This window comes from Cupriavidus sp. GA3-3 (assembly GCF_000389805.1).
In the GTDB taxonomy this organism is placed as follows: Bacteria; Pseudomonadota; Gammaproteobacteria; order Burkholderiales; family Burkholderiaceae; genus Cupriavidus; species Cupriavidus necator_D.
Genome location: NZ_KB944461.1, coordinates 1 through 15,178, shown reverse-complemented (window position 1 = coordinate 15,178; position 15,178 = coordinate 1). Strand labels below are relative to the sequence as shown.

17 protein-coding genes are annotated in these 15,178 nt (G+C 66.2%); 5 read left to right on the top strand and 12 right to left on the bottom strand.

Translation table 11 applies throughout. From position 1 onward, the window contains the following. Nucleotides 1-32 precede the first annotated feature (32 nt). Nucleotides 33-932, top strand: a complete 900-nt coding sequence (locus C265_RS02755) for a recombination-associated protein RdgC (RefSeq protein WP_010813167.1) — start codon at nucleotides 33-35, stop codon at nucleotides 930-932. Between the two features lie 55 nt (nucleotides 933-987). Here the strand turns inward: C265_RS02755 and C265_RS02750 are convergent, their stop codons facing one another. Next, nucleotides 988-1,431, bottom strand: coding sequence for a thioesterase family protein (locus C265_RS02750; RefSeq protein ID WP_010813166.1), 444 nt, complete (start codon nucleotides 1,429-1,431; stop codon nucleotides 988-990). A 283-nt stretch (nucleotides 1,432-1,714) separates the two neighbouring features. Between C265_RS02750 and C265_RS02745 the strand changes: the two genes are divergently transcribed. Continuing rightward, nucleotides 1,715-2,707, top strand: a complete 993-nt coding sequence (locus tag C265_RS02745) for a tripartite tricarboxylate transporter substrate binding protein (protein WP_010813165.1) — start codon at nucleotides 1,715-1,717, stop codon at nucleotides 2,705-2,707. A 23-nt stretch (nucleotides 2,708-2,730) separates the two neighbouring features. On the opposite strand, the gene C265_RS02740 is transcribed toward C265_RS02745, so the two are convergent. Further along, a complete protein-coding gene (locus C265_RS02740) occupies nucleotides 2,731-3,630 on the bottom strand; it encodes a LysR family transcriptional regulator (protein WP_010813164.1) in 900 nt (299 codons plus the stop codon). Nucleotides 3,631-3,876: 246 nt separating this feature from the next. Here C265_RS02740 and C265_RS02735 point away from each other — a divergent pair, with 246 nt between their 5' ends. From C265_RS02735 to C265_RS02725, 3 genes are read left to right on the top strand one after another with little or no spacing between them, the layout of a single operon-like run. Next, entirely contained in the window at nucleotides 3,877-4,869 is a 993-nt protein-coding gene (locus C265_RS02735; protein ID WP_010813163.1) for a tripartite tricarboxylate transporter substrate binding protein, read from the top strand. 27 nt (nucleotides 4,870-4,896) lie between these two features. Next, nucleotides 4,897-5,667 carry a class II aldolase/adducin family protein gene (locus C265_RS02730; protein ID WP_010813162.1) on the top strand — a complete coding sequence of 257 codons (771 nt, stop codon included), beginning with the start codon at nucleotides 4,897-4,899 and terminating at the stop codon, nucleotides 5,665-5,667. A 36-nt stretch (nucleotides 5,668-5,703) separates the two neighbouring features. Next, nucleotides 5,704-6,741 carry a TauD/TfdA family dioxygenase gene (locus C265_RS02725; RefSeq protein WP_010813161.1) on the top strand — a complete coding sequence of 346 codons (1,038 nt, stop codon included), beginning with the start codon at nucleotides 5,704-5,706 and terminating at the stop codon, nucleotides 6,739-6,741. Nucleotides 6,742-6,830: 89 nt separating this feature from the next. Here C265_RS02725 and C265_RS02720 read toward each other — a convergent pair whose 3' ends face one another. The 10 genes from C265_RS02720 to C265_RS02675 all read right to left on the bottom strand — a co-directional run. Next, a complete protein-coding gene (locus tag C265_RS02720) occupies nucleotides 6,831-7,454 on the bottom strand; it encodes a nuclear transport factor 2 family protein (RefSeq protein WP_010813160.1) in 624 nt (207 codons plus the stop codon). A 151-nt stretch (nucleotides 7,455-7,605) separates the two neighbouring features. Then, nucleotides 7,606-8,127: an AlpA family transcriptional regulator gene (locus tag C265_RS02715; RefSeq protein ID WP_010813159.1), complete on the bottom strand. Its 522-nt coding sequence runs from the start codon at nucleotides 8,125-8,127 to the stop codon at nucleotides 7,606-7,608. 2 nt (nucleotides 8,128-8,129) lie between these two features. Continuing rightward, entirely contained in the window at nucleotides 8,130-8,414 is a 285-nt protein-coding gene (locus C265_RS02710) for a hypothetical protein (protein WP_010813158.1), read from the bottom strand. Between the two features lie 173 nt (nucleotides 8,415-8,587). Continuing rightward, nucleotides 8,588-9,385, bottom strand: coding sequence for a transporter substrate-binding domain-containing protein (locus C265_RS02705; RefSeq protein ID WP_037023620.1), 798 nt, complete (start codon nucleotides 9,383-9,385; stop codon nucleotides 8,588-8,590). Between the two features lie 120 nt (nucleotides 9,386-9,505). Continuing rightward, on the bottom strand, nucleotides 9,506-9,979 hold the full coding sequence (locus tag C265_RS02700; RefSeq protein ID WP_010813156.1) for a cupin domain-containing protein: 474 nt from the start codon (nucleotides 9,977-9,979) through the stop codon (nucleotides 9,506-9,508). A 314-nt stretch (nucleotides 9,980-10,293) separates the two neighbouring features. Further along, nucleotides 10,294-11,109 carry an enoyl-CoA hydratase/isomerase family protein gene (locus C265_RS02695; protein ID WP_010813155.1) on the bottom strand — a complete coding sequence of 272 codons (816 nt, stop codon included), beginning with the start codon at nucleotides 11,107-11,109 and terminating at the stop codon, nucleotides 10,294-10,296. Then, the gene (locus C265_RS02690) at nucleotides 11,106-12,341 is read right to left on the bottom strand and encodes a CaiB/BaiF CoA-transferase family protein (protein WP_010813154.1); all 1,236 of its coding nucleotides are present in this window, start codon (nucleotides 12,339-12,341) and stop codon (nucleotides 11,106-11,108) included. The genes C265_RS02695 and C265_RS02690 overlap by 4 nt, the downstream gene beginning before the upstream one ends. A gap of 75 nt (nucleotides 12,342-12,416) precedes the next feature. Then, complete coding sequence (locus C265_RS02685) at nucleotides 12,417-13,382, bottom strand: tripartite tricarboxylate transporter substrate binding protein (RefSeq protein WP_010813153.1); 966 nt, start codon at nucleotides 13,380-13,382, stop codon at nucleotides 12,417-12,419. Between the two features lie 62 nt (nucleotides 13,383-13,444). Continuing rightward, entirely contained in the window at nucleotides 13,445-14,383 is a 939-nt protein-coding gene (locus C265_RS02680; RefSeq protein ID WP_010813152.1) for a LysR family transcriptional regulator, read from the bottom strand. A gap of 494 nt (nucleotides 14,384-14,877) precedes the next feature. Further along, a partial coding sequence (locus C265_RS02675; RefSeq protein WP_010809865.1) for an IS256 family transposase occupies nucleotides 14,878-15,178 on the bottom strand: 301 nt, incomplete at its 5' end.

Below are 15,178 nucleotides of genomic sequence, written 5' to 3'. Positions count from 1 at the left end.
CGGATAGAATTCGTCCCTTTGGCCGAATTCCCATGTGGTTCAAGAATCTGCAGGTCCATCGTTTCTCCGCCCCGTGGTCGCTGAGCGCCGACGAGGTCGAAGCCAGCCTGGCGAAGCACGCCTTCTTCCCCGGTACCAGCCTCGAAATGCAAACCCAGGGCTGGGCCTCGCCGCGTGACAACGGCCAGCTGGTCCATACCGTCGGCGGCCAGATGCTGCTGACGCTGCGCACTGAAAAGAAGCTGCTGCCCACCACCGTGGTCAACCAGGTCACGCGCGCCCGCGCCGCGGAAATCGAAGAGCAGCAAGGCTACAAGCCGGGCCGCAAGCAAATGAAGGAACTGAAGGAGCAGGTCACCGAAGAACTGCTGCCGCGCGCCTTCAGCATCCGCCGCGACACGCGTGTGTGGATCGACCCGGACAACGGCTGGCTTGCCATTGACGCCGCCGCCACGGCCAAGGCCGATGAAGTGCGCGGCATGCTGTTCAAGGCACTGGATCCGCTGCCGCTGATCAACCTGCACGTCAACCAGTCGCCGGTGGCAGCCATGACCGAATGGCTGGCCGGCGATGCGGCACCGGGCGGCTTCACCGTCGACCAGGAAATCGAGCTGCAGTCCGGCGCCGAAAGCAAGGCCACCGTGCGTTACGTGCGCCACCCGCTGGACCCGGAAGACCTGCGCCGCCATATCGCCGCCGGCAAGCGCTGCACGCGCCTGGCGATGACGTGGAACGACCGGGTCTCGTTCGTGCTGACCGACGGGCTGGTGGTGAAGAAGGTGGCGCCGCTGGACGTGATCAAGGAACAGGCCGACGGCACGGCGCACGATGAAGACGAGCGCTTCGACGCCGATTTCACCATGATGGCCGGCGAACTCTCCGGCATGCTCGGCGACCTCACCGAGGCGCTGGGCGGCGAGCGCAAGGCGTAAGCCGAACCTCTTGCAGGAACCGTGGCGCTGTTGAAGGACAGCGCCACGCAGGCGATTACTCCATCCAGTTCACCTTCGGGAACCGCTTGGCGAATCCCTCCGGCATCGCCACCACTTTCTTCCCCACGTAGTCGAAGAAGACAAAGCCCGACTTGGCCATCGCGATCAGCGTGCCGTCGGCCGGCCGCGTGATGCGGAAGATGATGTCGCCGCCGTACTTGTTGAAGTCCATCACCCCCACCTCGAACTGCAGCTGGTCGCGCGCATGCGCCTCGTTGCGGTACATCGTGGCCAGGTCGGTCACGATGATGCCGACGCCTTCCTGCCGCACATCCTCGCTGCCGAATTCATACAGGAAGCGCGCCCGCGCCTCGGAGATCATCGAGATCATCGAATCGTTGGCCAGGTGGTTGGCCGAGTTGATGTCGGTCACGCGCACGGTCAGGTGCGTGGCGTAGCAGAACTGGTCGGCAGGCAGGTCGAGTTTGAGGCGGGCCATGATGGAAAAGCAAAAAATGGATCGGACGCCGCACGGGATCAGGCAGGCAAGCAGCAGAGACAGCGGCGGCGCCCATCATAAGGGAAACGTCGGCTCGGATTGCGGCACTGCCGCAATAACCCTCCCGCACAGGCCCCCGGGTAAGTACTCCCCACTCTTTTCGTCCATCCCGCCGATGCCCCGCCATGGCGCTGCCTCGTAGGCTGCGGGTTGCCGTGGTCACTGGCGCCCTGGCGCACCCGTACCGCGCACCGACACGATGTCAACGACTGGAGGAAACACCATGCAAGCCGACCGCCGCAAAGCCCTGCACTGGCTGGGAGCAGGTTCCCTGGCAGCCACCGCCTCGACTCTTGGAATCAGCCGGGCGTGGGCCCAGCAGGCTTACCCGTCGCGCCCGGTGCGGGTGGTAGTGCCCTACCCGCCCGGCGGTGCCACCGACGTGCTGGCGCGCGCGCTGGGCGATCCGCTCAGCAAGCTGTGGCAGCGCCCTGTGATCGTCGAGAACCGCCCCGGCGTGGGTGGCATGATCGGCGCCGACGTGGTCGCCAAGGCGCCGGCGGACGGCTACACGCTGCTGCTGGGCTTGCCCAGCCTGGTGCAGACGCCCTATATGGTGGCCAAGCCGCCGTTCGATCCGCTGCGCGACCTGACCGCCATCTGCCAGCTGTGCACCTCGAGCCTGGTGCTGACCGCCAGCAGCGCCATGCCGCGCACGCTGCCGCAGATGGTCAGCCTGGCCAAGTCCCAGCCCGACAAGTATTCCTATGGCACCTATGGCATTGGCACCGGCGCCCATCTCTATATGCAGGTCTTTCTCAAGGGAGCTGGCGCCGAACTGGTCCATGTCCCGTACAAGGGCGAAGCCCCCATCGCCACCGACCTGATCGGCGGCCAGATCTCGCTGGGAACGCTGTCGCCGATGACGGTGCGCCAGCATGCGCGCACCGGCAAGCTCCAGCCGCTGGCGGTCACCGGCAATACCCGCGCGCCGATGCTGCCGGATGTGCCGACCTTCCAGGAACTCGGCTACAAGGGCCTGGACGGCCCGGCCTGGCTGGGCCTGTTCACCACCGCCGGCACGCCGCAGGCCATCGTCGACAAGGTCTCGGCCGATGTGGAAACGGTGATGGCCGCGCCGGACATCCGCCAGCGCCTCGCCGAGCTGGGGCTGATCGTCAAGACGACGCAGCCGGCGGCGTTCGCGGCGACGGCCAGAGCGGACCAGGCGTACTGGGGCAACGTGATCAAGGAAAACAATATCCGGCTGGATTGAGGCATGGTGTTGCCGGCATCGGCTCAGATGCCGGCTTCCCCGCACCAGCGCACCAGCGCGTCGCGGAAGTCGCGGCACAGCGGCGACAGGTAGGCGCTGGATCGCCAGAACACGGCCAGCTCATACTGCCAGCACATGCCATCGCCCTCCACGGCTTCCAGGCCCTGCGCCACCGCCTGGCCCAGCAGCCGCTGCGGCATGATGCCGAGCAGGTCGGTGTTGCGCAGCAGGTCCGCGAATGACACTGACGAACTGGTGCTTTCCACGGTCACGCGCGGCGGCGGCAGGCCCCGGCTGGTGAAGCGCCCCTCGAAGCCGCTGCGCACATAGAGCGAGGTGGCGGGCGCCACCCAGTGCTCGTCCACCAGATCGGCCAGCGAGCGGAAGCGCGCGCGCCGCGGATGCCCCGCGCGCGCCACCACCTGCAGCGTCAGCGCGCCCAGCGGCAGGTACTCGACGCCATCGGTTTCGCCGTCCGGCATGGCGGCGCAGACCAGGTCCACCTCGCCGCCCTGCAGCGCGGCCATCAGCTGCGGGCTCAGGTGCGTGGTGATCGAGAACCTGGCCAGCGGCCGGCTGGCCAGGAACTGCTCAAGCAGCGGCGAGAACAGCGACGGCACCACGTGCGGCAGCGTCGCCACGCGCACCTGGCCGACGCGCGCCTGGCGCTCGTCGTTGATCTCGTTCTCCATATCGTCATTGGCCAGCACGATGCGCCGCGCGTGCGCCAGCAGCTTGTGGCCCACCGGCGTCAGCATGACGCCGCGCGGCATGCGCTCGAACAGCTGCAGTCCGGCCTCGCCCTCCAGCCGCGCCAATACCTTGGACAGCGACGACTGGGTCAGCCCCAGCGTGCCGGCAGCCTTGTGCAGGTTGCCGTGCTCGGCCACCACCAGGAACAGTCTGAGGTCTTCGGTCTTCATGCAGCGATTCCTGTGGTTGGCCGATATAGCGCGATGTTGCGACGGTGGCCGGGGCATTTTAGTCCGCGATTCCGGTTCGGAATCGGTTTGCCGGGCGCCGGCATCAATGCGCGCCGACATGCGCCATAGACTTTTCCGCATGCAGCACAGGACGGCGATCGCGCAAAGCCCGGACCACACGGGACGCTTCGAACGCATCCGGCAACCAGCCCGCCCGCGCTGCCGCAGACCAGACAAGGAGACCACATGCCCCGCCCACCCGACGCCCGCCGGCGCACACTGCTCAAGGCCATGCCGGCCGCCGCGCTCTTCCCTGCCATGCTCAGCCTGCCCGCCACCGTGCGCGCCCAGGCCTGGCCCGCGCGCCCCATCACCCTGATCGTGCCCTTCACCGCCGGCGGCGCCACCGACGTGCAGATGCGCGCGCTGTGCCTGGCGGCATCGAAGACCCTGGGCCAGCCCATCGTGATCCAGAACCAGCCCGGCGTCAGCGGCACGCTCGGGCCCGCCGCGATGGCGCGCAGCGCGGCGCGCGACGGCTACACGCTGGCGCTGATCACACCGGCGTTGTTCCGCCTGCCGCACCTGCAGCCGGTGAACTACGACGCGATCAAGGACTTCACCTACATCATCGGCCTGACCAGCTATGTGTACGGGATCTCGGTGCCAGCGGGCTCGGCTTGGAAGCGCTTTGGCGACTTCGTCGAGCACGCGCGCGCCAACCCTGGCAAGGTCAACGTGGCATCGGTCGGCACCGGCTCGCTCGGCCAGATCACCGTGCGCCGGCTGGAACAGCAGGCCGGCATCAAGCTCAATTTCATCCCCTTCAAGGGCGGCGCCGATGCGTTGTCCGCGCTGCTGGGCGGCCACGTCGACGTGATGATCGAAGCCGGCTGGGGCGCCATGGCCGAAGCCGGCAAGGTACGCCTGCTGGCCGTGGCCGAGCCGCAGCGCCTGAAGCGCTGGCAGGCCGTGCCCACGCTGCGCGAGCTGGGCTACGACATCACCGTGCAGTCCGAAATCGGCATCGCCGGCCCGCGCGCGCTGGACCCCGCGGTGGTCGCCACGCTTCACGATGCCTTCCGCCAGGCCACATCGGACCCTGCCTACCTGCGCGCGCTCGAATCCGAATCGATGCCCAACCGCCATATGAATACCGCCGACTACCAGCACTACGCCGCTTCGCAATTCGCCAGCGACAAGCGGCTGGTGGCCGAGCTCGGCATCCGGCTGGACTGAGCCCTACGCACGCAAAGGAGCCATCGCATGAGCGAAACCGATCCCATCCGTCCCGCCGCCATTTCGGACGCCGAGTGGGCCACCCGCATCGAGCTGGCCGCGCTCTACCGCGCCATCCACCGGTACGGCATGACCGACCTGATCTACAACCACATCACCGCGCGCGTTCCGGGCGAGCCTGAGCACATCCTGCTCAACCCCTACGGGCTGCTGTACCAGGAAGTAAACGCGTCCAGCCTGTACAAGATCCACCTGAACGGCGACATCGTCCACCGGCCCGAGCGCGATGCCGGAGAGCTGGGCCTGAACCCCGCCGCCTACGTGATCCACACCGCCGTGCACGCCGCGCGCCATGATGCGCTGTGCGTGCTGCACACGCATACGCGCGCATCGTCGGCGGTATCGGCCATGGCCTGCGGCCTGCTGCCGGTGTCGCAGCATGCGCATATGTTCTACGGGCGCATTGCGTACCACGACTTCTCCGGCCCGGTAGTCGACCTGGCCCAGCAGGGCCAGCTGGTGCAGGACCTGGGCCAGCACAACGCGATGATCCTGCGCAACCACGGCCTGCTGGTATGCGGGCGCACCATCGCCGAAGCCTTCTTCAACATCTACTGGCTGGAATCGGCCTGCAAGATCCAGGTCGATGCCATGGCTGGCGGCGAACTGGTGATGCCGTCACCGGCATCGCTGGAAGCCAGCCGCAAGGCCTTCGGCCGCGTAGCCATCCGCGGCGACCGCGAATGGGCGGCGGTGCGGCGCGAGCTGGACCACATCGACCCGTCCTACCGGCACTGACCCCGCCTTCGACCTGAGCACAAGACTGGAGACAACATGACCCAAGCCACCGCCGCCGATGCGGCAACCTTCGCAGTAGCCGTTCCCGCCCTTGGCCCCGATGTGCGCTGCCACGTGCTGCAGCCCGGCCGCCCGCCGCTGTTCATCGAACCGGCCGGCGAACGCCTGCTGGACCGCGCGCAGTTCCGCCAGTGGTCGCGCACGGTGCGCCCGGCGCTGGACGCGCTGATCCTGGAACATGGCGGGATCGTGCTGCGCGGCTTCCCGACCGCCGGCACGGAGGACTTTGCCGACTTCATCGAGCAGTTTCCGGCCTTCGACGGTGGCTACGCCGGCGGCCGCGCCCCGCGCGAAACCATCAGCGGCCGCGTGATGGAAGCCACGCGGCTGTCGGCCAGCGTGCGCCTGGCGGTACATTCCGAAATGGCTTACCGCCGCGACTACCCGCGCCGCATCGCCTTCTTCTCGCGCAAGACCGCCGAGGTGGGCGGCGAAACCCTGATCACCGATGTGCGCCACCTGGCCGAGCGCATGGACCCAGAACTGGCCGGCAGGCTCGCCACGCTGGGCAGCCGCACCGCGATCAACTTCGGACCGCGGCGCGATGCCGACGATGCCTCTTACGCGCATATGGACGAGCGCGGCTGGAACCAGTCGTTCCATACCGAGGACCCGGCCGAGGTGAACCGGCTGTGCGCCGAGCGCGGGCTGGAACCAGTCTGGCATGAAGACGGCAGCCTGACCGTGCTCAATGCGCTGGAGCCGTTCGTGGTACATCCGCAGACCGGACGCAAGCTGTACCGGTCGATCCTGCATATGCTGCCGCAGGTGGAGAACCCCGAGCAGGACCTGGAACGGCGCAAGCGCCAGAAGTACCCGACCGGCGCCACGCTGGGCAATGGCGAACGCCTGACCGATGCCGAACGCGCGCATATCGACCAACTGTGCGACCAGACCACCTATAGCTGGCCCTGGCGCGATGGCGACGTGATGGTGCTGGACAACCTGCAGGTCTGGCACGGCCGCAACCCGTACCAGGGCACGCGCGACGTGCAGGTGGCGCTGTTGGATTAAGGCGCGCGGGCCGAGCCTGTTGCAGCGGGCAGGCGTCGATATAATCAGCCGCGCAACGCCATAAATTAAGACATTAAAACAATAAGCCATCAGGCGGACGGGGTGCAGCGTCTTCTTGACTTACGCTGCGAGGGAACCATGACCAGCGCTGACCACGCCCTGTCCGGACGGCTGTCCGCGACCATCCCTGCCCGCCGTGCCGCAGGCAGTTCCGTTTCTGCGCCAGCCGCGCCGCACACCCCGCTGCTGCAAGGCGTGCATCGTCGCGCAGACCAGCTGATGACGGCCATGCTGTGGGTGCTGGGCCTGCTGTCGCTGATCGTCGGCATCACTATGGGTCGACCGGGCTGACGCTGACACTGGGCTTGCCGATGGCGCTGCTCGGCACGCTGATGGCGGTCACCGTGCCCGCCCGCCTGGCGACGCGGCTGGCGATGGCCGTGCTGCTGATCGCTGGCCGGCACCTGTACGCGAAAGCGCATGATGGCCAGATCACCGGTGTACTCAAGCTTGACGTCCGACAGCACCGGCGCATTGGCCTTGTCTGCAAAGAAGCGCTGCTTCAGGTAGTCCGTGGCGGCAGCCTTGCCGCGCACAACCAGGCCATGCGGGTCGGATTCGCCGGTGGGCAGGGTCCAGACGAACTCATCGTCCAGGCACGCGGCGATGCGCTCCATGTCTGCGCGGGCAAAGGCGGCGAAGAACTCGCCCATCACGGCTTTCACTGTCTGATTCGGCCATCTTGTCTCCACTTCTGGTTGTGGTGCCCGGCTAGGGCGGTTGTCCGGGCATCTTGGCCAGAGGCCGGGATTCGTACCACCACCCGAAAAGGATGGGCCGGGAAGCGGAGTCGACGGCCGACCGCTAAGCCACCAGCGACCGGAACTCCCGCGCCATCGCCGGTGCCACCTGGCTGGCGCACCTGGCCAGGTTCACCTGCATCGCCGTGGCCGCGATTTCAAGGAGCTCCGGCTTAATGTCGTAGCCACGCTGCCCCAGCCACACGATCACGTCCAGCAAGTGCCACAGCGAACTGCTGCCTTCATGCACCGGCACCGGGAAGGAATCGGGGTAGCCAAGCATCAGCTTGCGCATGTTCTGGCGAGACACGCCAACCATCTCGGCAATATCCGTCAGCCCGACCAGGTCCGGCGCCGCCTCGATCAGCGTGGCCGATGGCATGGCGCGGCGGGCATCGGCCAGGGCACTCACCATGGCCACCCGCGCCGACTCTGCCTCACGGACAAATGCCAGCGCCACGCGGCCCGGCAGGCCGGTGCCCACCAGCGCGTCATCACACCCCGCCTCGGCCAGGCGTTCGACCAGCGCATCGGTATCGCTGTCCGCCTGCGACAGGTGAAATTTGAGGGTGAAGGCATATTCCATGGTCATGTCCTGAATTGCAGTACGCGCAGCGTTGTCACTTCCCGCTGATGCGAGCAGTTGGCCACGATCCGCCGGATGGCATTGGCGTGGTTGCCCGGATTCTTCGGCGTGCTCCAGACGCTGGATACACAGAACTCGCCGCAGCGGCATTCCTTGTCGTTGTCGGGGCAGTAGATGCGGCCCCACGCATGACCGTTGCCCTTGGCCTGCTCGACACGCCAGCCATGCAGCGCTGCATGCCTGAGTGCGGCCTCAATCTTCTTCCTTGGGTGCCTGGCGCGGGTCATTCGTGTCTCCGAGACTAGATGCGCAATGACTAGTTGTCAAGTGACAACCAGAAAATAAGCACAATCCGAGTGGATCGGAGCATTGTCTTTGGACTTGCCCGAGCGGGCATTGAGAGGACTCTGGAATCGGCGGAAACGAAGTCGTAGCCGGGTGATGCAGGTGTTAGCGCATACTATTCACGCGGAGCGGCAACGACTCCGCGCAATGCGGCGCGTTCGATCGCCGCCTCAACCAGGCCTTCGGATTTCGCGCTCTCGACAAACTTGCGCGCGTAGGCAGCACTGTAATCCCGTCCTTTCGGCGTTGCCATCCCGGCCTTCTCCCCGCCGGACCGGCCCTCTAGCACGCGCGAACCCGCGAGTTTCTCGGCCTGGCTGTACATGCCTGCCTTGGTTCCGAAAATGACATCTGCCCTTCCGGCCCGCAGCGATTCAACCATGTCTGCAATAGTTGAAGACCGAACCAGCGTGGCACTCCGTATGGTGCTGGCAAGATAGGCATCCGGCGAGCTCTTTTCCACCACGCCAATCCGGACACCGGGCCTGTCGACGTCCGCCAGCGTGGTGATGCGCGAACCCGGCGGAACGAGGTAGCTGAACTCGACCTCCATGTATGGCGCGGTAAAGTCCACGACCGACGCGCGCTCGGTACTGATTCCCATCGTGGCGACATCCCACTCCCCGGTTTTTGCGCCGGCGATCAACGCCGGGACCGAAGTGTAGGCAACGGGCTCGAACGAAACGCCGAGTCGCCGCGCCATTTCCTTGCCGAGGTCAACGGCAACGCCTCTGAACTCCCCTGACGCAGCATCCTTCGTCGCATGGATCGGGGAGCCCGATATGAATCCGACGCGGAGTTTCCCCGTCGGCGCCAATGCGCTCCGCGCATCAGGCGTGGGTGCCGTCCGGGGCCCCGCACAGCCAGCGAGTACCAGTGCAAGGATTACCGCCAGCCGTCGAATCGCACGCATGTCATGGCAATTGCCGCAAGCCACCGCCCTCTCCATCAGGTATTTGCCACGTCCGATGCCTGCTATGGTCCTGCCCGCGGCTTGCGCCGCTTTGAGACATCCATAGCCCCGCACCAGGCATTACTTCTTCTTCCTGGGATCATCAGCCGGGTTGACGAAGTTGAAAGCCCAGGGCCCCGACGCATTGATCTGGATGACGGTTTCCTCCTTGGTCCAGCCAAAGTGGCGCATCTTGGGTGGCATGACAATCAGGCTGCCGGCGCCGAGCGGCGAGGTCTTTTCCGGGTCGAGCTTGTCGCCCATGCCATAGTTGAACGTCCCGGAAAGCACGGTCACCCGCTCCACGCCCGGGTGCCAGTGCGCCGGCACCTTGGCATCCGCGGGCAGCTTGATCCGGGCGGTGAACGGCGCTTTCTTGTCCATCTTCCCCTCGAGGACGGCAAGTTTGGCACCCGGTATCAGTGGAAGGTCCGCCCATTTGACCTCGTCGGCAGTGACCATGACCATGTCGCCCGGCGGGGCAGCCAATGCCGCAGACATCGTCAGGCAGACGCCGAAGGCCAGTGTGGCAATCGGGGGAAGCTTGTTCTTCATGGCGCGCTCCTTCCTGAGACGGCAACCAGACGGTAGAAGCGGCGCGGCGATGGCACAGACCTTACAAATGCCATCTGGCACCGATTCCACCGCCAGCCGCGCTGGTGACACCCACTGCATGGCACAGGTTCAGGCATGCAGGCTCGAGCGTCTTTATCGCCCGTAGCATTAATGTGATGCATATCGCGGGCCACCCGTGGCGGGAGGCTGACGAGCGGGCGCGTGACGCTCGCGCGATGTGTCGGTTGCACGGTAAATCAGCCAGATGGTTTCAATTTTGAAACACCGGCGGCTGGCGTACGAGGCCCAGACGTTCAACTCCCTTTCCATACCGGCGGGCGCCGGTTCACGAACGCATCCACCCCTTCCCGGAAGTCACCGCTGCCGTAGCACAAGCGCACCAGGTCATCCGTGTCGGCCACCGACTGCACGGTCTGGCGCCGCAACGCCTCCTTGACCACCGTCTGCGTGACAGGCGCCAGCGCGCCAAGCCGGTCGCATAGCGAGACGACCTCGGCCTCCAGCGCATCGGCAGCGTACACACCCTCAAGAAACCCGCACGCGAGCGCAGCCTCGGCGTCGAGGATCTGCGCCAGCAGCAGCATGCGGCGCACCGGCTGCAGCCCCCAGGCCGCACGCAGCTTGGCAAGGTTCAGTGCCGACAGCGTGTTGCCCAGCGTGCGCGCAATCGGCACGCCAAAGCGGGCCTTGGGCGTCGCGACACGGAAGTCGCACGCAGTGGCGATGGCCAGGCCGCCGCCCACCGCCCAGCCTTCGATAACCGCCACAGTTGGCATCGGCAGTTGCTCGACAAGGCGGACGCCTTCGTCGATACGCGCTTCGTAGGCAACCCCGTCCTCGCCGCTGGAGAACTGCTGGAACTGCGCAATGTCAGTACCTGCGACAAAGGCCTCTCCGCCCGCGCCGCGCAGCACCACCACGCGCGCACCCGCATTGCCTTGCGCCGCAAGCGCGCGGCAATGCGTGGCAAGTTGCTCGTACATGGCCCACGTCATCGCATTGCGCGCGGCTGGTCGGTCAAACGTCAGCGTTGCGACCTGCCCCTGCATCGTGAGCGTGACTTGTCCGTCGTTGCCGGGACCGCCCTCCGGCGGCAGCGCGGCCTTCATGATCCGAATGCGCCGGCTACAGCCAGCGACTGTTGTTCGTCCTTCGGGATACCCAGCTCGGCCAGGATTTCTTCCGTATGCTGGCCGAGCAGCGGCGGCGGGCGCCGTACCTGCTGGGGCGTGCCGCCCATCTTCACCGCGAAGCCGATATTGGGCACCTTGCCCTCGATCGGATGATCGATTTCGATGCGCATCTGGCGGTGGCGGCCGTGCTCGCTGTCGAAGGCCTGCGGGTAGGTCAGGATCGGCCCGGCCGGAATGCCGACGCCGAGCAGGCGCTCGATCCAGTAGTCGCTGCTCTCCTTGACGAAGCTCTCCTCCAGCATCGCGATCAGTGCCTGCCGGTTGGCCAGGCGCAGCGCCACGGTGGCAAAGCGCTCGTCCGCGAGCAGGTCGGGCCGGTCGAGCGTGTTGCACAGCAGTTGCCACAGCTTCTGGTTGGTGGCCCCCATGACGAAGTAGCCATCGGCGGACTTCATCGCCTGGTAAGGGGCGCTCATGCGGTTGGCCGTGCCCAGCGGCTCGGGCTCGCGGCCCGTGCCCCAGTATTCGCAGGTGTCCCACACCGAGAACGCCAGCGCGGAATCGAACAGCGACGCATCGACATACTGCCCCTTGCCCGTCTCCCTGGCGCCGATATAGGCAGACAGCATGCCGTAGGTGGCGAACAGCGCGCAGCCGATATCGGCCACCGGAACGCCCGCCTTCACCGGCGCGCCGCCCGGGTAGCCGGTGACGCTCATCACGCCCGACATCGCCTGCGCCATCAGGTCAAAGCCCGGCCTCCCGGCCCACGGCCCGCTCTGGCCAAAGCCCGAGATGCTGCAGTAGACCAGCTTGGGATTGATCCTGGCGAGGGTCTCATAGTCGATCCCCAGCCGCTTCATCACGCCGGGTCGGTAGTTCTCCACCAGGATGTCGGCCGTTTCCGCCAGGCGATAAAGCACCTGCCGGCCGGATTCGGTCTTCAGATCCAGGGTGACGCTGCGCTTGTTGCGGTTCATGTTGAGGAAGCCCATGCTGTCCGAGCCCTTCATCTTGAAGCCCATCGCGCCGCGCGTCTGGTCGCCGCCGTCGGGCGGTTCGATCTTGATCACGTCGGCGCCCAGATCAGCCAGCAGCATGCAGGCGTAGGGCCCGGCCATGACCTGGCTGACGTCGAGCACGCGCACGCCGGCCAGCGGCAAGGTGGAGGCAGGCGCCTGTGCGCCCGAGTCGCGGAAATCTGTCATGGGATGCTTCTTCCTGGATAGATGGATGGGCAGCGTGCGCGCGTGCGTCGGTTCTCGGCCATCGTCTTGCAGCGCTCAGCTCTCGGCCTTTACGCCGGCGTCTTTCACGACCTTGGCCCACTTGGTGGACTCAGAGGCGATGAAGGCGGCGAACTGCTGGTTCGATCCGCCGGAGTCCTCGGCGCCAAAGCTCTTGAGCCGCTCGGCGACGTCGGGCATGGCCAGCACGCGGTTGACGTCGGCGTTCATGCGCTGCACCAGCGCCGGCGGCATGTTCTTCGGGCCCACCAGGCCATACCACGACGCCGCGTCCAGCCCGGGGAAGCCGGACTCCGCCAGCGTCGGCACATTGGGATGGCTGGCCGCGCGCTTCAGGCGGGTCTGCGCAATCGCGATCACCTTGCCCTGCTGGATAAACGGCGTGGCGGCGGTCATGGTGTCGAACGCATAGTCGATCTGGCCGCCGATCAGGTCCGCGACCAGCGGGCCCGAGCCCTTGTAAGGCACGTGCACCACATCGAGCCTGGCCTGCAACCGGAACATCTCCAGCGCCAGGTGCTGCGCCGAACCGATGCCGGACGAGCCAAAGGAAATCTTCCCCGGCTTCTGCCGGCACAGCGCCACGATGTCCGAAACGCTGCGCACCTTCTGCTCCGGACGGCAGGTCAGCATATTGGGCGTGACGCCCACCAGCGAAATCGGCGTGAAGTCGGCGCGCGGGTCGTACTTGACGTCCAGCAGCGCCGGGGCGATCGCGTGGCTGTTCACATGCGCCATCAGCAAGGTGGTGCCGTCAGGCGGCTGCTTGGCCACATAGGCGGCGGCGATGGCGCCGGTAGCGCCGGGCTTGTTCTCCACCAGCACGCTGGTGTTCCACATGACCCCGAGCTTCTGCCCGATCACGCGTGCCAGCACATCGGTGCCGCCGCCGGGGGCGAAGCCCACCACAATGCGCACCGGGCCGGCGATGTCGGCGGCGCGCACCAGGCTGGGTATCGCCAGCCCGGCCGCTGCCGCCACAATGAATTGTCTGCGCTGCATTGCGTGTCTCCGTCCTGTAGTTATGGAGCCATCATCCGCAATACATCCGCCGCGGGCTATCGCTAATTGGGGGATTCTGGTTTCGCGTTTTGCGCAAGCACCGCCAGCACGCTGAGCGCCGCCGAGGAAAGTGCCCCATGGGGCCGATGGCACAGCACAAACTGCCGCTGCGCCCAGGGCGCCGCAATGGGCAGCCGCACAAAACGGCTGCCGGCCGCCACCTCGCGCGCGATCGCCTCCGGCATCACCCCGCCGCCCAGGTTCTGCGCCACCAGCGCGGCCATGCTGTCGAAGCCGCCCACGCGCATGCGCATGCGCAGCACGCGGCCGGCCTCCTCCGCCAGCCGCTCCAGCACGATCGAGATCGCCGAACTCTCGCTGAGCACGATCAGGTCGCAGTCCAGCACGTCGTCCGGCGTGACCTTGCGGCGCCGCGCCAGCGCATGGCCGCGCGCCACCACCAGCACCAGTTCATCATTCCGATAGGGCGCGGTCGGCAGGTCGATCACGCCCAGGCTGCCGTCGTAAATGCCGATGTCCACGGTGCCGCGGCGCAGCGACTGCTGGACTTCCGCGCTGTTCATTTCCTGCAGGTCGATGCGCACGCCGGGGCAGGCCGTGGCGCAGCGTTGGATGTCGAAGGGAAGGAACTGGATGACGGCGGATTTGGGCGCGGCTACCCGGACCACGCCCAGGTCGCCGCCGACAAAGGAGGCAGCGTCGTCCTGCATGCGCTGGACGGTGTGGGTGATGCCGCGGGCGTGGGCCAGCAGTGCGCGGCCGGCTTCGGTCAGGGCCATGCCGTGGGGCAGGCGTTCGAAGAGGGAGACGCCTAGTTGGGCTTCCAGTTCGAGGATGCGGCGGGAGGCGGCTGCGGGGGCCAGGTGGAGGCGCTCGGCGCCGCGGGTGATGCTGCCGAAGTCGGATACGGCGATGAAGAGCTGGACGGTGGTGAGGTCGAAGTGCAGGCGGGGGGTGCGTGAGGGGGCGGTGGACGTCACGGTGGTCGGCGCTTAGGTGGGCGGCGTGGCGGGGGCAATGGCGATTCTCCACTTATTGAACGACGCAGACAATTATGGATTTCCCACGTAACCTCGCGAGCAAGGACGGCTATCGAATCGATGCCCCGCCAGGCGCCTTACAGCCATGGGGGTCATGCGGCGCAATGGAAGCGGTTTGCGCATCAAAATATGTGCCGTCGTACCGGTCTCCGGAATATAGAAACGTGTAGATCAGCTTACGTTTGAATTGCCCCCTCAGGCGAAGCACTGGACTTGCGCAATCCTCGGCAGACACAGCGCTGGAATTCCGATACTTGAGGAGCGGTTGGTCAGACCCCTTGTACAGTACGACGACATCCCATCCGATAAACCGCATGGGGGCACCGCTCTCGTTGCCGAACGTTCGGGCGTGTGTCTGGCCGGGCCTGTCAGTTTTTTTGTGTGCAGGGCAGGTAAAGGCTCACCGTCAATTCGACCGGTGAGCCAGCATTATCTCAACGATGCGGATGGGTGAAGCGGTCCTCGTAGAGGATCGCAAACTGGTTCATGGCAGCCTTCCAGTCATGCGTTGAACTGCCCCACTTCCCGGTGATGTTGCGCAGGGCCAGCCACAGGAGCTTGGTCGCCGCCTCATCGCTGGGGAAGTGGCCCCGCGTCTTGATGATCTTGCGCAGTTGCGCATTGATGCTCTCGATCGCGTTGGTCGTGTAGATGATCTTGCGGATCGCCGGCGGGAACGTAAAGAACGGGATCACCTGATCCCAGGCGCGGCGCCAGGACGCGGCGATCGGGGGG

Excerpts from the sequence above, each read along its gene's own strand:
- C265_RS02755 (WP_010813167.1), top strand. The coding sequence starts at position 33 with ATGTGGTTCAAGAATCTGCAGGTCCATCGTTTCTCCGCCCCGTGGTCG.
- C265_RS02750 (WP_010813166.1), bottom strand. The coding sequence starts at position 1,431 with ATGGCCCGCCTCAAACTCGACCTGCCTGCCGACCAGTTCTGCTACGCC.
- C265_RS02745 (WP_010813165.1), top strand. The coding sequence starts at position 1,715 with ATGCAAGCCGACCGCCGCAAAGCCCTGCACTGGCTGGGAGCAGGTTCC.
- C265_RS02740 (WP_010813164.1), bottom strand. The coding sequence starts at position 3,630 with ATGAAGACCGAAGACCTCAGACTGTTCCTGGTGGTGGCCGAGCACGGC.
- C265_RS02735 (WP_010813163.1), top strand. The coding sequence starts at position 3,877 with ATGCCCCGCCCACCCGACGCCCGCCGGCGCACACTGCTCAAGGCCATG.
- C265_RS02730 (WP_010813162.1), top strand. The coding sequence starts at position 4,897 with ATGAGCGAAACCGATCCCATCCGTCCCGCCGCCATTTCGGACGCCGAG.
- C265_RS02725 (WP_010813161.1), top strand. The coding sequence starts at position 5,704 with ATGACCCAAGCCACCGCCGCCGATGCGGCAACCTTCGCAGTAGCCGTT.
- C265_RS02720 (WP_010813160.1), bottom strand. The coding sequence starts at position 7,454 with ATGGGCGAGTTCTTCGCCGCCTTTGCCCGCGCAGACATGGAGCGCATC.
- C265_RS02715 (WP_010813159.1), bottom strand. The coding sequence starts at position 8,127 with ATGGAATATGCCTTCACCCTCAAATTTCACCTGTCGCAGGCGGACAGC.
- C265_RS02710 (WP_010813158.1), bottom strand. The coding sequence starts at position 8,414 with ATGACCCGCGCCAGGCACCCAAGGAAGAAGATTGAGGCCGCACTCAGG.
- C265_RS02705 (WP_037023620.1), bottom strand. The coding sequence starts at position 9,385 with ATGCGTGCGATTCGACGGCTGGCGGTAATCCTTGCACTGGTACTCGCT.
- C265_RS02700 (WP_010813156.1), bottom strand. The coding sequence starts at position 9,979 with ATGAAGAACAAGCTTCCCCCGATTGCCACACTGGCCTTCGGCGTCTGC.
- C265_RS02695 (WP_010813155.1), bottom strand. The coding sequence starts at position 11,109 with ATGAAGGCCGCGCTGCCGCCGGAGGGCGGTCCCGGCAACGACGGACAA.
- C265_RS02690 (WP_010813154.1), bottom strand. The coding sequence starts at position 12,341 with ATGACAGATTTCCGCGACTCGGGCGCACAGGCGCCTGCCTCCACCTTG.
- C265_RS02685 (WP_010813153.1), bottom strand. The coding sequence starts at position 13,382 with ATGCAGCGCAGACAATTCATTGTGGCGGCAGCGGCCGGGCTGGCGATA.